The organism is Bacillus sp. 105MF, from assembly GCF_000374885.1.
In the GTDB taxonomy this organism is placed as follows: Bacteria; Bacillota; Bacilli; order Bacillales; family Bacillaceae_G; genus Bacillus_A; species Bacillus_A pseudomycoides.
Genome location: NZ_KB895581.1, coordinates 100979 through 125237, shown reverse-complemented (window position 1 = coordinate 125237; position 24259 = coordinate 100979). Strand labels below are relative to the sequence as shown.

The following is a 24259-nucleotide window of genomic DNA, read 5'->3' as shown; positions in this document are numbered from 1 at the left end:
GGTTCCAACGTTTTTCCCGAACAATCATTTGAAACGCAAAGCGCTTCGCCTGATTACATGTTTCGATTGTCTCTGCCAATGCATCTACCATTTCATGCGGTACATCTATCTTATAGATCCGTTTCGAAAAATACGCTTTCTTCACCTGTTCTCACCTCATTTTATTTGATAAGATCATTATACACCGAAACAAACATATGTTCTACAAAAAAGAGACGTTTTCTTTAAAAAGAAAAAACCGATTCATCCCCCACCTTCACTTCGTTTAGAGGAGGGGGGTCTTCTCGGTTAAAATGATAAAAAAGAAATCATAAAAGTAAGTAAGATCTTGATAGATGTTGTGGTGAAACAGTAATCTGTTGCTTTTGATCATGATATAGAAATGAACATGAAGCGTAAATAAGGCGATATAATGGGCGTACAAAAACAAAAATCTTTTCCCGGATTTTTGTTTTTTTATTAACTATAAAATCCCTTTCAGTTCACATTGTATACAAACGTTTTTAAATTTGTTTATAAAATAAGTAAACGTAATGTTGAAATGTTTGTGAAGTTTATGATAATATGATAAAGTGGATAAACGATATCATAATTTGTTTAGGTTAATAATAAACTTTTTGGAGGATTGTCTAGTATGAGTGATATTTCAGAGAAGTTTTGGGATGCTTCCGTTGAAGAACTGAAAAAAGGATATGTATTTGAAGAGGATACAGAAGAATACATTTGCTTAGCTTGCGGAGAAACTTTTATAAAAGGTGTTATTTATCAAGATCATAATGTTTTATATGAAGCAGAGAAATTCGCACAGCTGCATATTGAAAAGGAACATACATCTATGTTCGCATATTTATTAAGTCTGGATAAGAAGTTTACAGGTTTAACAGATTTACAAAAGAAAATGGTGCAGTTTTTTTATATGGGTTTAAATGATAAAGAAATTGTGAAAGAGATGGATGGAGGCAGTACATCGACAATTCGTAATCATCGATTTACATTACGGGAGAAGATGAAACAGGCTAAGGTGTTTTTAGCGCTGATGGAATTGTCGGAAGAAAAATCAAAAGTGCAGTCTAAATTTTTACCGATTCACCGCACAGCTACAATGGTGGATGACAGATATAACATTACGGAAGAAGAGAATGATGAAGTGTTGAAATTGCATTTTACCGAAGGATTAAATGGGCCGCTTGTTAAATTTCCGAAGAAACAAAAGCGTAAACTTATCATATTGAGACATTTAGTGAAAAAGTTTGATAGTAGTGAGAAGTATACAGAAAAAGAAGTGAATCAAATTTTAGAAAGTGTGTATCCGGATTTTGTAACCTTGAGAAGGTATTTAATTGAATATGGTTTTCTAGATCGAACAGCTGATGGAAGTAAATATTGGGTTAAGTTATAAGAAAAAGACAAAAGAAAGGAGAAATGAATTTTGAAATCACCTACAGATAACACCCAAGAAGGTGTAGAATCACAAAATCATGAGAAGGAAAAGAAACTGATATGGAAATCAATGTCCATGTTCTTAGTTCCTTTACTTTTAAGTAATGTATTACAATCAGTTGGACAATTGTTTGGGATGGTAGTGGTAGGACGATGGCTCGGTGTGAATGATTTAGCTGCCATTTCTGCATTCTTTCCATTGTTCTTTCTACTTGTTTCATTTGTAATTGGAATTGGCTCTGGTAGTTCAATTTTGATTGGGCAAGCGTTTGGTGCTCGTAATGAAGAGCGTTTAAAAGCAATCGTTGGTACAACATTGACCTTTACATTTGTTATTGGAGTCATTTTAGCGATAGTTGGAAGTATATTCGCAATGGACATTATGCGCCTTATGGGTACACCAGAAAACATTATTGATATGAGTGTTCACTATGCACGTATCTTATTTATTTCAATGCCGGTCTTATTCTTATATTTTGCATATACAACATTTATGCGAGGTACAGGAGATTCCAAAACGCCATTTTACTTTTTAATTGTTAGTACAGTATTGAACATGATATTGTTGCCTGTTCTTATTTTTGGTTGGTTAGGGTTGCCGGAACTTGATGTTTATGGAGCAGCTTATGCTTCTGTTATATCAACGATTATAACATTTGTTGTAATGCTTATTTATTTAAAGAAGAAAAATCATCCATTGCAATTGGATGGGGCAGTACGAAAATATCTTCGGATGGATTGGGAATTATTAAAGTTATTACTACGTCTTGGTATTCCAGCAAGTATTAATATGATATTAGTTTCGTTATCTGAGATTGCAGTCATTGCATTTGTAAATCGCTTCGGTTCTGATGCGACCGCAGCCTATGGAGTCGTGAACCAAGTGGCAAGTTATGTACAAATGCCAGCAGTGAGTCTTGGAATTACAGTATCCATTTTTGCTGCACAATCCATTGGTGCGAATCAATTTGATCGATTACAGAAAGTTGTTCGGGCAGGTATTGTGATGAATTATATCATCGGCGGGGTATTAATTGCTCTTATTTATTTGTTCTCAAGAGAAATTTTATCATTGTTCTTAACAAGTCCAAATACAATCGAAATTGCTCATAGTTTAGTGATGATTACATTATGGAGTTATTTAATTTTCGGTCATGCGCAAATTATTGGTGCGACAATGCGGGCAAGTGGAACCGTACTATGGCCGACTATTATCGGTGTTGTATCAATTTGGCTTGTAGAAGTTCCTGTTGCCTATTACCTTTCGTATCATACAAGTCTTGGTATAAAGGGTATATGGATTGGATATCCAGCAGCATTTATTGTGAGTTTACTTTTACAATATGGGTATTATAAACTTTCATGGCAGAAGAAACGGATTACGCGACTTGTTAGTTAGATTGAAAGTAAATAAAAATGTTCCTAAGCTTGAAAGCTTAGGAACATTTTTATTTTGTATGAGTACAACTCATAAATAACTTTTCAAAGTTACATCAAAATGGTGTCTTATGAGTTTTCCATCATTCATATAGAATTCCCAAGCTTTCTCTGGATCTCCGATAATCTCAAAGGAATTTTCTGTTATATATAAAGCACAATTATCCTCTAAAGCAATTCCATCTATATCACATGCATGATTTTGTAAGAATAAATGGAAAGCAGTTGCTCTATCTGGCTGATTGTAATGGGGACAGAAGTGTTTGTTTACCATATTCCAGCCATCGCTTTCTATATAGCCATCTCCTTTATAATTAGAACGGAAGCCGGTTGTAAACCAGCACATAGCACCAGAGCTATATCCTGCAATGAATGTTCCATTGTGTAGGGCTGCTATTAACTTTTCATCTATTTTGTTTTCCCTCCACTTTTCAAGCATATTGATATAATTTCCTCCGCCTAGATAGATGAAATCAGCAAAATGAATCATTTCACTTATTGTATCTTCGCTATAGCTTTCTTTTATGCAACATAGAATGTGAACATCACACCCTAACTGCTTTTCAAATGTTTCTCTAAATTCTTTTATATAACCTTCATCATCATTGCTTGCTGTTGGGATAAACAATACTCTTGGAGATTGTTTCCCAGTTAGTTCTATAAGTCGTTGATTTATATGGAAATGATCTGTCTGTTCGAGATAACCTCCGCCAATTACAGCTAACTTCATAATGAAGCACCACCTAATAGATTTTTATTATTGATAAAATTTCGCTACAGGAGAGTGGCTTTCCTTCTGCAATAAAAGATGAAAAGTAAAAAGTATGAATGAATAAAGGAAAGGTGTGTGATATACCGAAGTTAAATAAAAAGTGAACTCGATAATAGGAGGGAAAATAGTGAAAAAATTAATTGTAATTATACTAGCTGGAGCACTTATTTGGGCTGGAGTTAACTTTTATAATTCCAAGCAAGAAGAAAAAGAACGGAAAGCAAAACAAGCAGCACTGCAAGAGAAAGAAGTATTACCTCAAGTAGGATTTAAGGCGCCGAAAATCACACTAAAAGGATTAGACGGAAAGCTTTATTCATTAAATGATGCAAAAGGAAAACCGTATGTTATCAACTTCTGGGCGTCATGGTGTGGACCATGTGAAATGGAAGCGCCGGACTTAGTTCGTCTTTACGATAAATATAAAGGTGAAATCGAAATTTTTGCGGTGAATGCAACGATTGGAGATGCAGTACAAGAAGCAAAGGCGTTTGCAGATCGTTTTGGATTTAAGTTCCCAGTTTTATTAGATATGGATGGGGTGGCGGGACTTGATTATAAAATTGTTTCACTGCCAACAACGTTTTTTGTTGATAAAGATGGGATTATTGTAGATCAAGCGCGTGGAGTATTACCTCCGGATCAGTTGGAAAAGAAATTCAAACAATTAATTGAGAAGTAAGAGGGGGATAAAGGTTACAAAGCTTCTCATAGGGATAGGAAATGGAAGTGGGTGATTTCCAATGATATCATTTTTCACTATTTCATGTGCTACTATATTTATAGAGATTAGCATTATTCATATGTATTGGGAGTTTATTGTGAGAAGATTCCTTCTTTTTTGTTTTCTCTCTCTTTACAACTATCATTTAGAGGAGTATATTAACAATCAGAATAGCTCAATGTAGATTTTACAGCCAAATAATAAATCGCTTAATCCACTTCAGGAGCGGGGGAACCAAATTTGTGCATTGTCACTAGGGGTGAATCCTTTTATAGGTAGGGCTACTCTCAAGGCCCGAATCCGACAGCTAACCTCGTCAGCGTTTTGAGAGGGGGGCTTGTGTGTGTGAAAAACACTAGGTGCAACCTGGTGTTTTCTTTTTATTCTCTTAATGGTAAAATATAACATTTGTTTTTGGGTGTAATGGAAACAGAGAGGGGAAAGAGGATGAACTGGCTTACAAGTCTAATTACAATTGGCCTATTCGTAATTGTTGCAAAACCGATGGGAGACTATATATACAATGCTTTTCAGCGTAAGGAACCATTTCAAAAGGTATTTGGCCCACTGGAAAACATCTTATTTAAAATTGCTGGGATTAAAGGGCATAGTCAGACTTGGAAACAATATATGTTTTGCTTAATGAGCACAAATTTTTTCTGTATCTTGGTTGTATATTCGATATTTCGATTACAAGGGATTCTTCCATTAAACCCGAATCACTTTTTAGGATTAGAACCAACATTAGCATTTCATACAGCAATTACATTTATGACGAATGCGAATTTACAACACTATGGGGGAGAAAGTAGTTTATCATATTTCTCTCAAATGGTAGGTGTGACATTTATGATGTTTGCGGCACCTGCAACTTCATTGTCAATTGGTATTACGTTTATTCGTGTACTAGCGGGGAAAAGAATAGGAAACTTCTTTGTTGATTTTGTACAAGCAATTACAAGAGTATTATTGCCAATTTCATTTGTGGCATCATTGATATTTGTGGTTTTAGGGACACCGCAAACACTGGATCCAACAATTGTTGTGAAAACGTTGGAAGGAACGGCACAAGAAATTCCCCGTGGACCGGTAGCGTCTTTGCTTTCTATTAAAGAACTTGGTGACAATGGAGGAGGTTTTTTTGGAACAGTTTCTGCGCATCCTTTTGAAAATCCCAATATGATAAGTAACGTGCTACAAATGATGTTACAAATGTTAATTCCGATGGCTTTTCCATTTGTATACGGAAGAATGGTTGGCAATCGGAAACAAGGTAGAATGTTTTTTATATCAATGTTCATTCTTTTGATTATCGGATTTTGTACGCTTGCTATATCTGAATTGAAGGGGAATCCATTGTTAAATCAATTAGGGATAGAAAGTTCACAAGGAAATATGGAAGGGAAAGAAACTCGTCTTGGCGTCATCTCTTCTGCTTTATATGCAACTGTTACAAGTGCCTCTGGAACAGGTGGTGTTAATACAACACACGACACATTAACACCGATTGGTGGAATGGTTCCACTTATAAACATGCTTTTAGGTACCGTGTTTGGAGGGATCGGACTTGGGTTTATGAATGTCGTCATGTATGCAATGATTGCTGTGTTTCTAGCCGGATTAATGGTGGGACGTACACCGGAGTTTCTTAACAAAAAAATAGAAGGAAAAGAAATGAAGTTAATAGCAGTCACGATTGTGTCTCAGCCATTACTTATTCTTGGAACTGCAGCGATTGCATTTTCTACGAATCTAGGAACAGATGCAATTTCTAATCCGGGTTTTCATGGTTTAACGCAAATTATATATGAATACACGTCATCTGCTGTTAACAACGGATCCGGATTTGAAGGATTAAGGGATAACACGCCTTTTTGGAATCTTTCAACGGGAATTGTTATGTATATTGGTAGATATTTAGGTGTGATTACAATGCTTGCCGTCGCAGTTGGACTCAAAAGGAAAAAGGTTGTACTTGAGACTAGAGGAACCTTTCAAACAGATAATCGGCTATTTGGAGGAATTCTACTTGGGACTATCTTTTTAATAGGTGCCTTAACATTTCTGCCGGTACTTATACTAGGACCGGTTGCTGAATTTCTTACAATATCATAGTGAAACTTTAATTTGTTTAGGCTTTTACTAATGCATTCTCTTTAACAAAGTGTTAAATTTAATTTAATTAAAGTAAATAAAATTAACATAAAAATGATTATATGTTAAACTGTATTAAAATTAATTTAATGTAATTTTATTGTGCAAATTGCTATAAGAAAATTAGGAGGATTAGATAAATGAAGGAGATTGAAAGCAAAGATATACAAAAATGGAAAGGCCAATATCCTTTACTAAGCAGGCTCATTTCGATGGAAGAAGTATTTTGGATTAATCCCAATATCGAAAAATTTCAAACGGGAATTAAAAAATCCCCCCTCACTCAAGAAGATGTAAGGGATGCAGAGGAAAGGTTGAAACGTTTTGCTCCATATATTGCTAAGGTTTTTCCAGAAACAAAAGGAATGAACGGTATCATAGAATCACCTTTAGTGAGAGTTCCTTCCATGAAACAATCCTTAGAACAGGATTATCAACAACCTATATTAGGTGAATTATTGTTAAAGTGTGATAGTCATCTTCCTATATCAGGATCTATTAAAGCAAGAGGGGGAATTTATGAAATTCTCAAACATGCAGAGGAATTAGCTTTTCAACATCAAATGTTAACGATACAAGATGATTATTCGATTTTAGATAGTGATAAGTTTCGAAGTTTCTTCTCGCAATATTCAATTGCAGTAGGCTCGACTGGAAATTTAGGTCTTAGTATAGGTATTATGAGTGCTAAGTTAGGTTTTAATGTGACTGTTCATATGTCAGCCGATGCAAAAGAGTGGAAAAAAGATTTGTTAAGAAGTAAAAATGTGACAGTGATTGAATACGAAGCTGATTATAGTAAAGCGGTAGAAGAAGGGCGACTGCAAGCAAATGCAGACCCTAGTTGCTATTTTGTTGATGATGAAAACTCCCATGATTTGTTTTTAGGATATGCGGTAGCGGCATCTCGTTTGCAAAAACAATTAGAAGAGTTAGAGATAACAGTAAATGATGAACATCCTTTATTTGTTTACCTTCCGTGCGGAGTAGGTGGTGGGCCTGGAGGAGTAGCATTTGGCTTAAAGTTATTGTATAAAGACAATGCCCATTGTTTCTTTGCAGAACCTACCCACTCTCCATGTATGTTACTTGGTTTAATGACTGGACTTCATGATAAAATTTCTGTACAAGATATTGGCATTGATAATGTCACAGACGCGGACGGACTTGCTGTAGGAAGACCATCTGGATTTGTGGGTAAAACTATGGAACCTTTTTTAAGTGGTAGTTATACAGTTAGCGATGAACAGTTGTATAAGTTACTTAAGAAATTAGTCGATACAGAGGGGCTCCATTTAGAACCTTCTGCACTAGCAGGGATGATAGGACCAATGAAATTATGTAAAGAGGGAACCGATTATTTATTGAAGCATAATTTAACAGAAAAAGTGAGGAAGGGTACACATATTATTTGGGGGACTGGTGGAAGTATGGTTCCTGAAGAAGTGAGGAAGCAATATTATCAAAAAGGCTTGAATTTAGCGATAGAGAACTAGAAGTAATTTAACACGAGGGTAGTTTAACCCCCGTGTTTTTTTATTCGAATTTTTTTGTTATTTTTAACGTGGTTCATTATAGTATAGATATAGGCTTTTTTTGAAAGTAAGGACTTGACGATATAAGCTTAATAAATCCGTTATACAATAGAAAGCTTCATTTTACATAAATAAGAGGATGTGTATATACAATGTCACTACAGTCAAAATATTTAGCGGGTATTTCACTTGGGGTAATGGGAGTAGGGTTTGCGGCGACTATTCCATTTCAGGAATCGATGATAGGAACAATTGTACAAGGTGGATTTGAAGCAGGATTAGTAGGGGGGCTTGCTGATTGGTTTGCAGTCACGGCACTATTCCGTCATCCAATGGGAATTCCAATTCCGCATACAGCCCTACTTCCAAAAAATCGTAAACGGATTACGAAAGGCCTCGTTTCCACACTGGAGAATGATTGGCTGACAAAAGAAAGCATAACAAATAAAGTGAAGGAAATGAAGTTAGCACAAATGGTGTTACAGATTGCAGAAAGAGAGCTGCAATCTGATGCTGTGAAAAAAGGGATTGTTACAATTGCTGAAAAAGCGATTCTTCAAATTGATATCGAAAAGTTAGCTATTGTAATTGAAAAAGAATTAAAAACATATTTACATACGATTAATACAGGAAATATACTGCAAGTCCTTATTGATCAATTGGTTGTACAAGAATATGATGAAAAAACACTTGATTACATGTTAGTTAAAGCGAAAGAGTGGACGGCTCAAGATGAAGCCCGTTATCAACTTGGAAGTTTAGGCATGAAAGCGATGGAAAATATAAAAGTGGATGGATTCTTGCAATTTACTCTAAAATCTTTCATGAATATTGTAGATGAAGAAAAAATCGGAAGCATATTGCAGAAGTTCGTGATTAGTAATATTAGTAGTTTACAAAATCCTGATAATACCACAAGACAACTTATATTAGTGAAAGTTCGTCAAGAACTTATTAATGTGAAGGAAAATGAAGCGGTATTACAGGAATTAGAGAATTGGAAAGAAAGTTGGATCGCAAATTGGAATGCGGCTGACAAGATAAAAGAATTGTTAGGACAAGCGCAGGTAAGAGCAGTCGCTTTTATTAAAAAAGAAGAGTTTGCAGATCAATATCTTCTTCCATTTTTAACGAAGCAAATGAACAAAGTGAAAGAAGATCCAGTAACAGTTCAAAAAATAGAAGGCTGGTTGCAAAAGCAAATTGTAAATCTTGTTGAAAATAATCATTCCAAGATTGGAAAGCTTGTACAAGAAAACCTTGATAAGTTAGACGATCAAACATTGATTGAAATGATTGAAAATAACGTCGGCAAAGATTTGCAATGGATTCGTGTGAATGGTGCTGTTTGCGGGTTTATGATTGGGTTAGTTTTGGAAGGGATTAAAGCACTTATATAGAAAAAAACCTTCCTCATGATATGAAATGCATGTGGAAGGTTTTTAGTATCCGAAGAAGTTTCCTTCCTCAATTATATGCTAGCGTTTCATTCTTCAAGAAGGCTTATGTTTGTATTATAAGCTTTTTGAATGTTTAGCTGATGTGTTCCGTTTCCGAGCTTTAGTGTGTTTTTATACCATTGTTCTTGCTGATTTGAATCTGGATTTTCTTTTGAAGAATTATTCACCTTTTTCGTTAACTCTTCTACATGTTCCCAAGGTGTATTCCCATGAGAATCTTTTTGATTTGTTACTGCTGATAGTGTTATGTCGCTATCTTTTACAAGATGAACAGACACGTTTGATCTTTCTTGTACAGACCAATTGCTTTGTAATTGGCCTGGGTAAAGAGAGAGTTCTCTTTCAGAACCGCGAATTTCCACATTTTTATTCTGCGGGAGGACAAGTGTTGCTGTCATTCTTGACTGTGAAGCAAAGAATTTATGGTGAACAGGTAATGGCTTTAATGTCACATACATTGTTTCACCAACTGTGTGAATGGCAATGAAATCTTCCTGTTTTAGTTTGTTCTTTTCATTTGCTTTCATAGTCATTTCATATGTTCCTAATAAATGCACTTTATTAATGTTACTACCTTCTATTGTAAGAGGAGTATTACTCGTATCAACTACAATCTTTTTAATAGAATCAGGGATGTCATGTTGCACTTCTGGGATGTTATTCGTTTGCTCAGTTGTTCCAATGGAATAACGAATCTCCTCTAGTAATCCAGTGGATAATAAGAAATAGAATGAAATTCCAACGGTCCCTAATGCGCCGATAAAGAAAATACTAAATATATCATATTTAATAATAGGCTGCTCTTTTTTAGAGAATGTAACGTATAGTAAAATCTCGATGCCAAGCACAATGAAAAGAATAGGCCACCATGCTGTGAAGTTATCAAATACTTGTATACCTTTTATAGTTGAAAATAATAAGAAACAACCTAATGTGATAATTGAAATCCCCATAGATATCGTTCCTACACGCCATGTTCTCATTCTTTAGCACCGCCTTTTTCTTCTTTATTCCCTAGTAATAATTTAAAGCCACCACCAATTAAAAGGAGGGCAACGATAGATGTTTGGAAATAGCGATAATATAATTCACTAATATGAATATTGAATATAGTAGCGAAATAATCGTCAAAAATAGGGAGGAGTGTTTGATCTAGTAAATAATAGCATCCTAACCCGATGAGTCCGATACCAAGCCATTTTTGATGATTAATAAAATAATCGATAATAGGTGTGTCTTGTAAATCTTCTTTTCCGTATTTGGATGTTTGCTGTAATGTATCGAAAAAGCTATAAAACCAAATGATAGGTACTAAAAATAAGAAGGCGGAAAGTCTTAATAAATCAAGCATATAAATGGCAAGTAAAAAGGCTGCCATTAGTTGAAGACCACGGCGCTGTAAGCCTAAATACATATGACCCGCTCCAGGGAACATCGCTAAAATAGAAGCGAATGTTTTACTTTTCCTTCCTTGTTCTCGGTGCTCCTCAAAATCTTCGAAAATAGTACGATCGACTAATATTTCCCCACGTTCTTTTTTCTGCAGCTGCTGGACGACATCGAAGAAATTATAAATCCATAGAACAGGTAACGTAGCGAGAAAGATAAGAAAGCTTTCACGAGATGTTAATAGTGTAACGAATATAATCATGCTACCTAGTCCTGTAAAAGCGACTAAAAATGTAAGTCCACGCTGCATAAGTCCTAATTGGAAATGCCCAAGTCCAGGGATGATGGATAAGAGAATGATATAAAATCGTTCACTTTCACGTGCTGCTTCTTGCGTTAGGTCTTTCTCTTTTTTCCATGACTGATTCACTATAGAAATAATTAAGTCTAGTATATTTATTCCCCATACAAGTGCTAATAAAAATAGGATAAGGAAAGCAATCCCGTGATTTCCGAAGTTAATAGTAAAGCCTATCGCAGCGAGAAATAATAATAATGAACTACCACCATATATAATAAAACGACCAATTCGCTTTAAATATAAATGTCCAAGCCCAGGAATCAACCCTAGAATTAGCGCTAAAAATGGGTTTTTATTCATGTTTTGAACCTCCGTTCGTTTTTGAAGTGTGTATAGTTTTGTTTAAAATTTGTTTTGAAATCGAAACCCCACTTTGTTTGGAAGATTGTTCAAAACTAGAAGTCACTGTGAAAATATAATGGAATAAACCGCTTGCCATAAAAATTAAAGTAGCTGCAGTTGCAATTATGTAGTGAATGAGCGTACTTTTTATTTGTCTTGGTTGCTTCTTACTCATTTTTTCTTCAGACTTAAGTTTTTCGAATTTGATTTGCTTCATAACCTCATTTGTAAATGAATCATCATTTATGATTGGAAGGTTTTCATTTTGTTCATCAATGATTTCCATATAAAGTGCTAAACAATGATCACATTCATAAAGATGTTGTTCCATAGATTCACGTTCGTTATGTGATAGAAGATCTAAAGTGTAATTGCACCAAGCTTCTTTTGAAAAATGCGTCATAAAAAATCTTCCTCCTTCCAATGTTTTTTGATCCATTTTCTTGCTCTATAAAGCTTCATTTCGACTGTTTTGACTTCAGCATTTTGTTGAGCAGCAATTTCTTGATAACTTTTTTCTTCTAAGTAATGTGCGAGAACGACATCACGATAATTCTCTGGAAGTTCTCTTAGTTTTTGAGCAATCAGCAATTTTTGCTCTTTCCTCAGTAACGATGCCTCAATATTATGAGAGGATTTTATATCTTCCTGAGTTTCGTTTGATAAGGAGAGCTCTACTTTTTCCCTTTCTTTCTTTCTCTTATAATCAATGGCATGATTTGTAGCAATCCGTGCCATCCACGTTTTTAATCCGCGGAATTGATAGTTAGGGAGAGAGGCGTGAATCTTTACGAATACTTCTTGTGTGATATCTTGTGCATCTTCCTCATGTCTTAAAATAGCAAAAATAACTTGGAAAATATAATGACGATATGTTTGTACAAGGATACGAAAAGCATGTTCACTTCCCTGTTGTGCTTTTTCAATTAATTGTTTTTCCTCAATGGTTCTCTCCCTCCTTTTTGACGCATTCTATTATATAGACGTAAGAAATGGGAAGTCCCCCTACACATGATGTAAAAAAAGAATAATATATTTTAAGAGAAGAGGCTACTTCAAAAGGTGTGAAAAAATGTTATAGAGAAGTATATAATGAGAAATAGGGAAATGTTACATGGAGAAAGGATGTGAATGTTAGTAGAGGAACTCCTATACTAACAAACATGAAAATAAAAGTATTGATAGCCGATGATAACTCTTTTATTAGAGAAGGCATGAAAATTATTTTAAGTACATACGAAGAATTCGAAGTGCTAGAAACAGTAAATGATGGGCAAGAGGCTCTAGATTATTGCAAAAAACATGATGTAGATATTGCACTTTTAGATGTTCGAATGCCAAATATGAATGGTGTAGAGGCGACGAAGCTAATTTGTGAGGAGACAAAAACAAAGCCGCTTATTTTAACGACATTTGATGATGATGAGTATATTTTGGAGGCAGTAAAAAACGGAGCGAAAGGTTATTTGTTAAAAAATAACGACCCGGAGCGCATTCGTGATGCGATAAAAGGAGTATATAACGGGCAAACTGTTATGCAAGACGTAGTGCTTGATAAAATTAAGTGTAACTTACTGGAAAATAAAGAAGAGGAGTCGAAAATAGATAAGACTCTTTTTACAGAGAGGGAACTTAGTATTATTGCATTAATTGCAAAAGGTTTCTCTAATAAAGAAATTTCAAAACAGCTTTTTATATCAGAAGGAACAATTGCAAATTATATTACGTCTATTTTAGGGAAAACGAGTCTTGAACATCGTACGCAAATTGCGATTTATTATTTAACAGGGAAAGTAGACTGATTTTATGGAGTTTTGGTTCATTGTAAGTAAATTAATTGTCTTCTTATATATAGTGTTCAGTTATATTCACTCAAATGTTACGAACTTACCGTGGGTTATATTTACTTTGCTTTCGTACCTTTGTGTAAACGTGACAATTTCTATTTTAAAAAAAGATGCGTATAAAAAAAGATTAATTGGACTATCAATCGGTATTATCGCTTTGTTTACATGGAGGATTCATCCGTTTTTTATTTTGTTTTTACCTTTGAACTTATACGAAATTGTATCTTATTACATAGAAAAGAAATGGCAGATCTTTTTCATTATGATTCTCCCTATCGTTTTTGCGGATGAAAGTGTTCAAATGACATATGGACTCATTACTGCATTTTGTTTTCTTGTTTTAACGATGGCAGACCGTTACATAGTACGATTACTAAAGCTTGAAAAGCAAAATGATAAGATGCGAAAAGATATGCAGCGGCTCACAAAAAGTTTACATGAAAATAAAGAATACATAAGGCAATCAGAATACACATTTAAATTAGAAGAACGAAATCGATTATCACAAGAAATTCATGATAAAATTGGTCACTCCATGACAGGTGCACTTATTCAAATGGAAGCAGCAAAGAGATTGATGGAAATAGATAAAGACAAAGCTACGGAGTTACTACAAAATGCGATTCATATTTCTAAAGATGGGATTGAAAATATTAGAATTACCCTTAAAAATATGAAACCACCAACTGAACAAATTGGAATTCATCGTATGAAATTATTCATAGATGAGTTTGCGAGCAAGCATGATATAAAAATTCCGTTTGTGTATAAAGGGAATTTGGATACAATTTCCCCTATCCAATGGAAAATCATTGGTGAAAATATTACGGAGGCGTTAACGAATGCGATGAAATATGCTGATGCGACAGTTATTTCAATAGATATTCATGTACTTAACAAGATGGTCAAGGTACAGGTGAAAGATAACGGAAAGGGTGTAGTCTTTGTTAAAAAAGGACTCGGTATTATTGGGATGGAGGAGAGAACAGCGTCTGTTAATGGGAAAATAATTGCAGATGGAACGAATGGCTTTTCGGTAACAATGTTGTTGCCGATTCAGTAAGACATGATTGAGATGAATGATCTCATATGAAAAAAGTGAATATTCTCATGTGAAAAGAATGAACTTCTGCACTGAGCAGGTTCATTCTTTTTGTTTATAATAATAGCAGAGAAACTGAAATAGGGGTGAAATGATGAACGCATTAGAAATAAAAAATTTAACAAAAAAATTTGGTGATTTCATCGCAGTAGATAATATGTCTTTAGCTATTAAAGAAGGAGAGATATTTGGATTTCTAGGATCAAACGGTGCTGGTAAAAGTACAACAATTAATATGATTGCTGGATTGTTAAGAAGTAATGAAGGTGAGATTAGCATACTAGGAAAAAATACAAAGAAACATAATCGTTTTGCGAAAATGAACATTGGAATTGTACCGCAAGATATAGCAATTTATGAGGAGTTAACCACCTATGAAAATGTGAAATTCTTTGCGGGTTTGTATGGATTACGAGGTGCAGAATTAAAAGCGAGAGTAGAAGAAGCATTGCAGTTTGTAGGACTAAGTGATAAACATAAAAGTTATCCAAAGAACTTTTCGGGTGGGATGAAACGCAGACTTAACATTGCTTGTGCCATTGCGCATCATCCGAAGTTAATTATTATGGATGAGCCGACCGTTGGAATTGATCCGCAATCAAGAAACTACATTCTTCAGTCTGTACGAAAATTAAATGAGATGGGGAGCACAATTATTTATACAAGTCACTATATGGAAGAGGTGGAAGAAATTTGTACGAAAATTGCAATTGTAGATCACGGTAAAGTAATTGCAGAAGGTACGAAAGAACAATTAAAAGCGATTATTACAGATACAAAGGATATTTGGATTGAAGTGAAGTCAGTCGAAAATCTAGACGTAGCTAAATTAAAAGAGATTAATGGCGTCAAAGCTGTTCAAATCGAAGAGAACGTGATTAAAGTGCATTCTGATGCAGGGTTGAATAATTTAAACAAAATTATTCAACATTTTATTAATCATGATATTGAGATCCGTTCGTTAGAAGAGCAAGCGCCTAACTTAGAAACAGTATTCCTTACACTGACAGGCAGAAATTTACGAGATAAATAAATTTTTATTAAGAGAAAAAGGGAGGTTCATCGATTGAACATCTTCAATATTGCGATTATGCACATCAAAAGAGACTTTCGGGATATTAGAACATTAGTTTTTATGTTGGCATTCCCAATTGTGCTTATGCTTGTATTAGGAACAGCTTTAACGAATGCATTTAATGGGGAAGGCCAGTCTATTAAAGATATACAAGTATTATATAAAGATGAAGCAAGTAGTACGTTCTCTCAATCATTTGAAGCATTTGCGAAAGAAACAAGTAAATCGGGAATTCACTTTAAAAAAGCCTCAAATGAAATAGATGGCAAAGAAGAAGTGAAACAAAATAAATATGCCGGATATTTAGAAATGAATAAAGACGGTGTGAAATTATATGAGAGTGATCGAAATAGTGTTGAAGGAAGTATCATTGAAGGGATGCTTACGACATTTGTTGATAAGTACAATGTAGCAGTAGAAGTTGCGAAAGTGGATCTTAGTAAGGTTAGCACAGTTATCTCAAATGGAAATCATGATGATTATATAAAAGAAACATCTTTACAAGCTGCTAAAAAACCAAGCTCTATGGATTACTATGCAATTGTAATGACGACAATGATTGCTTTATATGCAGCGATGGGAGCAAGTTATTTAATTCGTGGAGAGCGACTTAGAAAAACGGGTGATCGCTTAATTGTGGCACCTGTTAGTAAAGCAGAAATTTTTATAGGGAAAATATTTGGTAGTCTTGTAGCAAATACGCTTTGTCTACTTCTCGTCGTTTTCTTTAGTAAATTTGTCTATAAGGCGAATTGGGGTGACCATCTTGGAGTAATCTTTCTTATTTTATTAACGGAAGTCTTGCTTGCAATTAGCTTTGGATTAGGAATTGGATATATTACAAAAACAGGAGAAGCATCTAAAGCGATTATTATGGTTGTTGTGCAATTAGCTTCTATTTTTGGAGGAGCATATTTCGTAGTTGAAGAAAATGTAGTTACGAATTTATCACCATTAACATGGGCGAATACAGCGATTATGAAAATTGTTTATGCAAATGACATAGGAGCTGCATTACCCGTTATCTTTTTAAATCTTGGTATTTCAGCACTCTTTTTATTGCTTGCGATTATCGCATTACGCAGACGGGAGGGGTTATAGTATGAAAGATATTTTATGGCTTATACAAAAAACATTATCTGTGCTTTTGAAAAATAAAAAAGGATTACTAATTATTATTGGTTTACCAATAATAGGGTCTTTAATTTCTTTTTCGATATATGGAAATGTAGGGCAAGGGACGTTAAACATTGGGGTTGTAAATAAAGAAAATCAGTATATAGCAAATGATACGGTGAAGTTTTTAGAGGGATTAAATCATGTAAAAGTGAGTAAGATTAAGGAATCAGAAGTAGAAGATAAGCTTACTTCGAAAAAACTTGATGGAGTAATTACGTTAAATAAAGGTTTTTCACAAAGTGTTCGAGATGGGAAACCGAGTCATATTGAGGTTGCATCGATAAAAGGTGATCAAGTAACAGGGTTTGTAAAATCATACTTGTATAATTATATTGATAATATAGTTGCTATTAGTAAAGTCGCGCAAAATGATCAAAGTACGTTTGATAACATGTATGCGGGTTATCAAAAAAGTTTATTTAAAGTAAAAGCTGAGACGCTTCAAGATACTTCAAAAAATAAAGATATGACGAATCAAACTGTCGGTTATCTCATTATGTTTATGTTGTTTTCAGCGGTGAATTTATCAGAACTCATTTTAAAGGAAAAAGAGAATAGAACGTATTTTAGATTATTATCAACACCGATAGATGGGAAAAAATTTATATTATCTAACGTAGCTGTTAATATGATTATTTTAGTCGTTCAAATTGTTGTCGCAGTGTTATTTATGACGAACGTTTTTCATACGAATATCAATATGCCATTTATGGTCATGATTGGCGTACTGATGATATTTGCTTTAGTAGCAATTGGTATGTCACTAGCCATTGTATCTTTTGCGAAAAATGCAACTTCTGCAAATGCTATGCAAAATATTATAATAACACCAACGTGCTTACTTGCCGGATGCTTCTTTCCGTTTGAAATTATGCCAACATCCGTGCAAAAAATAGCTGATTTTCTCCCTCAACGTTGGTTATTAGATACGATAGGAAAATTACAACAAGGGACGCCATTTGCAGATTTATATTTAAACATTTTAATTTTGTTTGCTTTTGCAATTGCCTTCTTCTTAATTGCGATTTATAAGTTTGGTCGTAATAATGACGCGAGGAATTTTATATAATTAGGAAGGGATGCGGTATGGTGCTGCATCCCTTTTTGTATGTTTGTAATCTAAAGTATCTTTTGTAATATTGGTATGCTTTTATATAAAACTTCATTATGAGCACCTTGCACAATATATTTGTCACCTTCTAAAAGGAAAACGCTATTTGTAACGACATTGCCATCACCCAACTTTGTGAGTATGTCGCCTACAACTTTACCATCTGCCCATTTTACTTTTGAACGTGAGGGAACCACTTGTAAATATTGAATCGTTTCTTCCATATCACCTGCAATTAGCATAGTTTGAATATTTCTTTTCTGTATAATGCCCCTGTTTTGATTTAGTTCATCGAGAAACTGATTTTGGGTGTGCATTTTACTATAAGGTAGGAATTTAAGAGAAGATCCTGTCTTTATAAATAAATAATTTCCGTAATATTTACAAGGAATAATATCTTTTAGCCCTTGAAAGTGAGTTTGAATTGCTTCGACTTTATTCATCTTATATAAGATGCTTAAGTAGTTTATATACTGTTCCATATATAAATGAACGATATTTATTTTAGAGGACATACAGGGAGAGTGCCTCCTGTCCAATAGCTATAATTGGGAGGTGAGCCAGCGTTTGGTGTGCAAAGGAGGATTAATTGATCTACATCTGTATGATATTCCTCACTTTGAACATAAGATCGTGCCACGAGCCCTCCCATACTATGACAAATCAAATTTACTTTATGGGATCCTGTTATGTGTTTTGCTAAATTAATGGTTTTTAATAAATAATTTTGAGCAGCGGTCTGAATTCGTTGTCGCCAATCATAAAAAGAGATAAAAAGATTTTTATTTCTTTCGTATCCCATGTTTTCTAACATCATGATGAAAGGCTCATATACAAACGCAGAGATTCCGAAATTCCAATCACCTGTGCTGGGAATAATTATATTGCTCATAGAGCCAAATAGTCCTGGGACAAAAACGATAGGTTTTTTTCTTGTATTGTTTTTCATAGCGTCCTCCTTTTTATTGAGCATTAAAATTAGATTTTGTTGAACACTATATAATGAAAGTGAGTCTAAGCTAAAGGGGACTGACATGGCAAAAAAGATATTACGTATTATTTCTATTATCATTAGTGCAGTGATTTTTCTAGTTGTTTGGATGCATATTGATGTAACGCTAGGAAGGAAAGTGGAAGCTGATAAAAATCAACGGAAAGAGTATGCTCCTCGTTATAGTGATTTTCAATTATATGTAGAGGGAAAAACGCTATATCATCAGCTTTTTTCCGATATAAAAGAAGCGAAAGATTCTATCTTCACGTATTTCTATATCATTTCGAATGATAAAAGTAGCCATACTTTCTTAAATTTGTTAAAGGAAAAAGCAGAAGAAGGGGTACAAGTATACTTATCGGTTGATTGGATTAATGATTTATCTTTTGAAAGAAAATATAAAAATGAATTGCAGGCAAGTGGTGTCCATTTTACATACAGCAGGAAACCGGAGTTCCCATTCTTTTTTTATTCGCTCCATCATCGTAATCATCGCCGTATTACAACGATAGATGGGAAAATAGGGTATAGTGGTGGTTTTAATATAGGTAATGAATACTTAGGGAAAGATAAGCGCTTTGGATATTGGCGAGATTATCATGTGCGATTGCAGGGAGAAGGGGTAACGGATTTAGAGGAGCAGTTTGCGTTAGATTGGAAACGGGATACTTCAGAAGAAATTGCAAGAACAGCTCAATCTACTATTAAAGGAAAGACGTTACACACTATGTCTAGTTATAATGGACATAAAGTTGTTACGAAGTATATGGAATTAATAAAAGAAGCAAAGCGTTCTATCGTGATTGCCACGCCCTATTTTATACCGACAGATAAAGAACTTATGAATGCTTTAATTCAGGCACGAAAGCGGGGCGTATCGGTAAAAATACTTTGGTCTTACAAACCGGACGTTCCGCTTATTAAAGAAGCAGCCTACCCATATATTCGTCAGTCAATTGAAAATGGAATCACTGTATATGGATATAAAAAGGGGATGTTTCATGGGAAAGCAATGATACTCGACAACGAAACAACTGTGATTGGTACAACAAATTTCACTTCGCGTAGTTTTCATATTAATGATGAGATGGATTTTTATGTATATGGTGGCCCGATGATGCAACAAATAAATCAAGCGTTAACACAAGATTTTCAAGATTCAAAGGAGATAACTTCATCATTCTTTGCAAATTTATCATTTTTAGAGAAGTGTAAAGAAAAAATAGCATGGTTGGTTAATTATTATTTATAGGAATCATATAAATGAAAATTAAAATGCTTAGAGTTTATTCTCTGAGCATTTTAATTTTCATTGTAGTGTTTTCAATCCAAGTTTTCAAAAATTAAATGATCTATAAGTCTTTTTTTAAATAGTAATGTTTATAGTCTCTGCCGACATTATCAAGGACACCAAATTCTTGATAACCGTGCTTTTTATAAAAGTCTAATGCTTGAAAGCTTAAAGTATCCACTTTTATGAAATCACAATTCTTTTCTAAAGCTATTTGTTCGATTTCTAATAAAAGTTTAGTCCCATAACCTAGTTTGCGTATGTCTTCATCAATTATAAAAGTATGAATCTCTAACCAATTCCAGCAAATTTCACCTAATATTCCTCCGCGAACCTTGCTGTTTTCATCCTTAAGAAATAAATTAATCTCTTGGTATCTACCTCTTAAATCCACTGGGAAATACTTTAAATTATATTCATAAAGCCGATTGTTAACGTTGTTTTTATCAGTTCCATTTAATTCTTTCGTAATATGTAAATTCATTAATTTCTCCTCCTGCAATTTTTGTGAAATGATTTAGAACATAAAATGAATTACTTTTTCTTGAATACGTATCTTCATCATCTCAATATACTTATTTTAACATAAATATCCTAATATTCCGGTTATTGTTTTTTAAAACATCTATTGTGAATGTGTTGAAAGTAATACCATTCAGAGTGTTATTTTAATTGTTCAAACCATATAACAATTAAAAAGCGAGAATAAATTGTATGAAATTTCATACTCGAAACGTATTTTTTCATCAAAATATCTTTTGAAGGATAAACAAAGATGGTTGAGGAGGATGGAATTGAATCGTCAAACTATTATTCGTGAGATTGTAGAGCGTATATTCATGGTTAAATTAGATCATCCCTTAAGAGTCGGTGTTAGTGGTATAACAGCTTCTGGGAAAACAACATTTGCAAATGAGTTACAGAAAGAAATTCATTTGCAGGGAGGAAAAGCTGTTCGAACAAGTATAGATAATTTCCATAATCCAAGAATAGTTAGATATTCACAAGGTAAGGAATCGGCTAAAGGATATTATGAAGATGCTCATGATTATAAGGCATTTGCTGAGCGGTTATTGATTCCGTTAGGGCCTGGTGGTGATATGCGATATGATAGGAGATCACATGATTTAGAAACGGATATGTATATTGAACCAGATCCCATACTTGCTTCAAAAGACATGGTATTTATAATTGATGGTACTTTTTTATTAAAAAAAGAGTTGCAACATTTATTTGATTATAAAATATTCGTAGAAACGGATTTTGAAATTGCGAGAGAACGTGGTTCGAGTCGAGAAGCAAAAAACTTTTGGAATAAAGAAAAGGCAGAGAGAATGTTTTTACAAAGGTATCACGCTGCTTGTCATATGTATATAGAAGAGCATGGACCGAAGGAATGTGCAGAGGTAGTTTTAATTAATAATGATATTGAAGCACCGAAGACTTTATTTAAGAGTTTGTGAGTGTAACAGTGATACTGATAACAGTTATTGGAAGGGCGTTTCATGAATTGTGTATAATTGGGGCACAGTTTTTTTATATTGTTAAGATACTACTTTTTTAGAAAGAGTAAGGTGCGGAAAATACCGCACCTATTTTTAAAGTCAAAGTTGCAGTTTTTTTACTCTAGAAAAAGTCACTTTTCTTCTACGAGTTCCGTTAACTCATGATTAATTAATGTGCCAATATGCTCACCTAAGCATATTTTTTTCATAACTCCAGGTTCATCAAAATTAAAGATATGAGCTGGTAAATGGTAGTCGCGAGCAAGTAATAAGGCTGATTGATCCATCACTTTTATATTGTTTCGAACGACATCATTATAATTTAAATGACGATACATTTTTGCTGATTTATTTCGTTTTGGGTCACTTGTAAAAACACCGTCTACACCTTGTTTTGCAACTAAAATGGCATCGCTATTCATTTCGATTGCTCGCTGGACACTCGGGTAATCTGTCGTAACGAATGGTTGCCCATTCCCGCCGCCAAAGATAACGATATATCCTTTATCTAAATGATGAACAGCCCGTAAACGGATGTAGGGTTCTGCCACGGCTGTAAAGGGGATAGATGTCATAACGCGTACTTCTTTATCTGTCTTACTTGTTAATACACCGCGCAGCATGAGACTATTAATAATTGTACCTAATGTCCCTATATTGTCTGCTTCAACGCGATCAATCCCCCATTCTTCAGCTAAGTTTCCTCTGAAAATGTTTCCTCCACCAACGACAAGAGAAACTTCAATACCTAAATCGACGATTGATAAAATCTCCGTTGCGATATGTTCTAAACGTTTGGAACCGAAACTATTTCCATCTTGATCAGCTAAAGCACCACCACTTAATTTAATTAGAACACGTTTGTATGGTTTCATGGATTTTCCCTCCTATACATATGGCAATAAAAAAGGAGCAGAGGCGAATGCCTTTGCTCCTTTACGAGAAAATGAAATAGAAAAAGGAAGAGCTATAATGAGATCTTTTGTATGATTCTTCATAATATCAACTCCTTTTCATCTCATTTACGTTCAAATAAACTTACTTTTTAGATTATATAAAATAATTCGATGTTTTATCAATGTTATTTTCATTTTTTTATCTTCAAAGGGTGTCAATGAATATTTAAAGAAAAAAATTCGAATTTTTTGTGACGAATCTGTAGTTTTTTGTCTGATTTTGTAGGTTTGCCTATATTATGTGAGTAAGCTTTTGTAAATACAAATTGAAAGCGTTCGCATGAAGGGATGAAAATATATGAAAAAATTCGGATTAGCAACACAGATTTTTGTTGCACTTGTCTTAGGGATTGTAGTAGGGGCAATCTTTTATGGCAATAAAACAGCAATTTCTTATATCACACCAATTGGGGATATATTTATCCATTTAATTAAAATGATTGTAGTACCGATCGTTATTTCAGCGCTGATTGTTGCAGTAGCTGGTGTAGGGGATATGAAAAAGCTCGGAAAATTAGGCGGTAAGACAATTCTCTATTTTGAAATTATCACAACAATCGCGATCTTAATGGGATTAATCGCAGCAAACGTGTTCCATCCAGGAACGGGTGTTGATATGAATAACTTACAGCAAAGTGATATTTCATCATATAAACAGACGGCTGATGCAACAGAGAAAAAAGGTTTTGCAGAAACGATTGTTCACATCGTACCAAAGAACGTATTTGAATCAATTGCACAAGGAGACTTATTACCGATTATTTTCTTCTCTGTGTTATTTGGTTTAGGAGTTGCAGCAATTGGGGAAAAAGGAAAACCGGTGTTTAATTTCTTTGAAGGTGTGCTCGAAGCGATGTTTTGGGTTACAAATCAGGTTATGAAGTTTGCGCCATTTGGTGTATTTGCACTGATTGCTGTTACGGTTGCAAAATTTGGTGTGGCAACACTACTTCCTTTAGGAAAATTAGTGCTAGCTGTGTATGTAACTGTTATACTATTTGTTATTGTTGTATTAGGTATTAATGCACGAATGGTAGGAATAAACATTTTTACATTAATGAAAGTTTTAAAAGAAGAACTTATTCTTTCGTTTACAACAGCAAGTTCAGAAGCTGTTTTACCTAATATAATGAGAAAAATGGAAGAGTTCGGTTGTCCGAAGGCAGTTGCTTCTTTCGTTATTCCAACAGGGTATACATTTAATTTAACTGGTTCGGCTATTTACCAAGCATTAGCAGCATTGTTCGTCGCTCAAATGTATGGAGTGCACATGCCATTAACGCAGCAGATTACATTGTTATTTGTTCTCATGCTGACGTCAAAAGGAATGGCAGGAGTTCCAGGTGCTTCATTTGTTGTTGTATTAGCAACATTAGGTTCAATGGGATTACCGTTAGAAGGTATCGCGTTAATTGCTGGTATCGACCGCATTTTAGATATGATTCGCTCATCTGTCAATGTATTAGGGAATGCATTAGCGGCCATCGTGATGTCGAAGTGGGAAGGCGAATTTGATCATGAGAAAGCGAAACAATATGTAGAAACAGTCAAACAAACAGAAGCAGCATAAGAAATAGATGAGGAG

The 24259-nt window shown here is 34.3% G+C and carries 21 protein-coding genes, 1 pseudogene and 1 riboswitch; of the genes and pseudogenes, 14 read left to right on the top strand and 8 right to left on the bottom strand.

The genetic code is table 11. The features are described from left to right. Positions 1-634 precede the first annotated feature (634 nt). A complete protein-coding gene (locus C564_RS0121185; RefSeq protein WP_018766736.1) occupies positions 635-1399 on the top strand; it encodes a DUF2087 domain-containing protein in 765 nt (254 codons plus the stop codon). 30 nt (positions 1400-1429) lie between these two features. After that, positions 1430-2839, top strand: coding sequence for an MATE family efflux transporter (locus C564_RS0121180; protein WP_018766735.1), 1410 nt, complete (start codon positions 1430-1432; stop codon positions 2837-2839). 69 nt (positions 2840-2908) lie between these two features. On the opposite strand, the gene C564_RS0121175 is transcribed toward C564_RS0121180, so the two are convergent. Beyond that, the gene (locus tag C564_RS0121175; RefSeq protein ID WP_016132706.1) at positions 2909-3607 is read right to left on the bottom strand and encodes a Type 1 glutamine amidotransferase-like domain-containing protein; all 699 of its coding nucleotides are present in this window, start codon (positions 3605-3607) and stop codon (positions 2909-2911) included. Between the two features lie 169 nt (positions 3608-3776). Between C564_RS0121175 and C564_RS0121170 the strand changes: the two genes are divergently transcribed. From C564_RS0121170 to C564_RS0121155, 4 genes are all read left to right on the top strand, one after another. After that, positions 3777-4331: a TlpA family protein disulfide reductase gene (locus C564_RS0121170; protein ID WP_018766734.1), complete on the top strand. Its 555-nt coding sequence runs from the start codon at positions 3777-3779 to the stop codon at positions 4329-4331. A gap of 238 nt (positions 4332-4569) precedes the next feature. Continuing rightward, a riboswitch (cyclic di-AMP (ydaO/yuaA leader) is annotated at positions 4570-4711 on the top strand. Between the two features lie 109 nt (positions 4712-4820). Further along, positions 4821-6488 (top strand): potassium-transporting ATPase subunit KdpA, encoded by a 1668-nt coding sequence (kdpA, locus tag C564_RS0121165; RefSeq protein ID WP_018766733.1) that lies wholly within the window; start codon positions 4821-4823, stop codon positions 6486-6488. A 179-nt stretch (positions 6489-6667) separates the two neighbouring features. Further along, on the top strand, positions 6668-8023 hold the full coding sequence (locus C564_RS0121160) for a D-serine ammonia-lyase (RefSeq protein WP_006094404.1): 1356 nt from the start codon (positions 6668-6670) through the stop codon (positions 8021-8023). 191 nt (positions 8024-8214) lie between these two features. Continuing rightward, positions 8215-9462, top strand: coding sequence for a DUF445 domain-containing protein (locus C564_RS0121155; RefSeq protein WP_003196647.1), 1248 nt, complete (start codon positions 8215-8217; stop codon positions 9460-9462). An 86-nt stretch (positions 9463-9548) separates the two neighbouring features. Here C564_RS0121155 and C564_RS0121150 read toward each other — a convergent pair whose 3' ends face one another. Genes C564_RS0121150 through C564_RS0121135 form a run of 4 tightly spaced genes read right to left on the bottom strand, consistent with a single transcriptional unit; the run spans position 9549 to position 12502 of the window. Continuing rightward, on the bottom strand, positions 9549-10505 hold the full coding sequence (locus tag C564_RS0121150) for a LiaF transmembrane domain-containing protein (RefSeq protein ID WP_018766732.1): 957 nt from the start codon (positions 10503-10505) through the stop codon (positions 9549-9551). Beyond that, complete coding sequence (locus C564_RS0121145) at positions 10502-11572, bottom strand: hypothetical protein (RefSeq protein ID WP_018766731.1); 1071 nt, start codon at positions 11570-11572, stop codon at positions 10502-10504. The genes C564_RS0121150 and C564_RS0121145 overlap by 4 nt, the downstream gene beginning before the upstream one ends. Next, on the bottom strand, positions 11565-12017 hold the full coding sequence (locus C564_RS0121140) for a hypothetical protein (RefSeq protein ID WP_018766730.1): 453 nt from the start codon (positions 12015-12017) through the stop codon (positions 11565-11567). Before C564_RS0121140 ends, C564_RS0121145 begins: the two co-directional genes overlap by 8 nt. Continuing rightward, positions 12014-12502, bottom strand: a complete 489-nt coding sequence (locus C564_RS0121135) for an RNA polymerase sigma factor (RefSeq protein WP_080740717.1) — start codon at positions 12500-12502, stop codon at positions 12014-12016. The genes C564_RS0121140 and C564_RS0121135 overlap by 4 nt, the downstream gene beginning before the upstream one ends. Before the next feature lie 275 nt (positions 12503-12777). On the opposite strand from C564_RS0121135, the gene C564_RS0121130 reads away from it, so the two are divergent. From C564_RS0121130 to C564_RS0121110, 5 genes are all read left to right on the top strand, one after another. Next, positions 12778-13416 (top strand): response regulator transcription factor, encoded by a 639-nt coding sequence (locus C564_RS0121130; RefSeq protein WP_026008651.1) that lies wholly within the window; start codon positions 12778-12780, stop codon positions 13414-13416. A 4-nt stretch (positions 13417-13420) separates the two neighbouring features. Beyond that, complete coding sequence (locus C564_RS0121125; protein WP_018766727.1) at positions 13421-14524, top strand: sensor histidine kinase; 1104 nt, start codon at positions 13421-13423, stop codon at positions 14522-14524. Between the two features lie 133 nt (positions 14525-14657). Next, on the top strand, positions 14658-15596 hold the full coding sequence (locus C564_RS0121120) for an ABC transporter ATP-binding protein (protein ID WP_018766726.1): 939 nt from the start codon (positions 14658-14660) through the stop codon (positions 15594-15596). 33 nt (positions 15597-15629) lie between these two features. After that, entirely contained in the window at positions 15630-16739 is a 1110-nt protein-coding gene (locus C564_RS0121115; RefSeq protein WP_018766725.1) for an ABC transporter permease, read from the top strand. Between the two features lies 1 nt (position 16740). Continuing rightward, the gene (locus tag C564_RS0121110) at positions 16741-17886 is read left to right on the top strand and encodes an ABC transporter permease (protein WP_018766724.1); all 1146 of its coding nucleotides are present in this window, start codon (positions 16741-16743) and stop codon (positions 17884-17886) included. 50 nt (positions 17887-17936) lie between these two features. Here the strand turns inward: C564_RS0121110 and C564_RS33685 are convergent. Next, a pseudogene (locus tag C564_RS33685) lies at positions 17937-18877 on the bottom strand (esterase/lipase family protein). A gap of 85 nt (positions 18878-18962) precedes the next feature. On the opposite strand from C564_RS33685, the gene cls reads away from it, so the two are divergent. Then, positions 18963-20174 (top strand): cardiolipin synthase, encoded by a 1212-nt coding sequence (gene cls, locus C564_RS0121100; protein ID WP_018766723.1) that lies wholly within the window; start codon positions 18963-18965, stop codon positions 20172-20174. A 100-nt stretch (positions 20175-20274) separates the two neighbouring features. On the opposite strand, the gene C564_RS0121095 is transcribed toward cls, so the two are convergent. Next, positions 20275-20697, bottom strand: a complete 423-nt coding sequence (locus tag C564_RS0121095) for a GNAT family N-acetyltransferase (RefSeq protein ID WP_003196672.1) — start codon at positions 20695-20697, stop codon at positions 20275-20277. Positions 20698-21007: 310 nt separating this feature from the next. On the opposite strand from C564_RS0121095, the gene C564_RS0121090 reads away from it, so the two are divergent. Next, positions 21008-21676: a uridine kinase gene (locus tag C564_RS0121090; protein WP_018766722.1), complete on the top strand. Its 669-nt coding sequence runs from the start codon at positions 21008-21010 to the stop codon at positions 21674-21676. Positions 21677-21849: 173 nt separating this feature from the next. Here the strand turns inward: C564_RS0121090 and pyrH are convergent, their stop codons facing one another. Beyond that, on the bottom strand, positions 21850-22593 hold the full coding sequence (pyrH, locus tag C564_RS0121085; protein WP_003196676.1) for a UMP kinase: 744 nt from the start codon (positions 22591-22593) through the stop codon (positions 21850-21852). Positions 22594-22972: 379 nt separating this feature from the next. On the opposite strand from pyrH, the gene C564_RS0121075 reads away from it, so the two are divergent. Continuing rightward, positions 22973-24244 carry a cation:dicarboxylate symporter family transporter gene (locus C564_RS0121075; protein WP_003196680.1) on the top strand — a complete coding sequence of 424 codons (1272 nt, stop codon included), beginning with the start codon at positions 22973-22975 and terminating at the stop codon, positions 24242-24244. Positions 24245-24259: the final 15 nt, after the last annotated feature.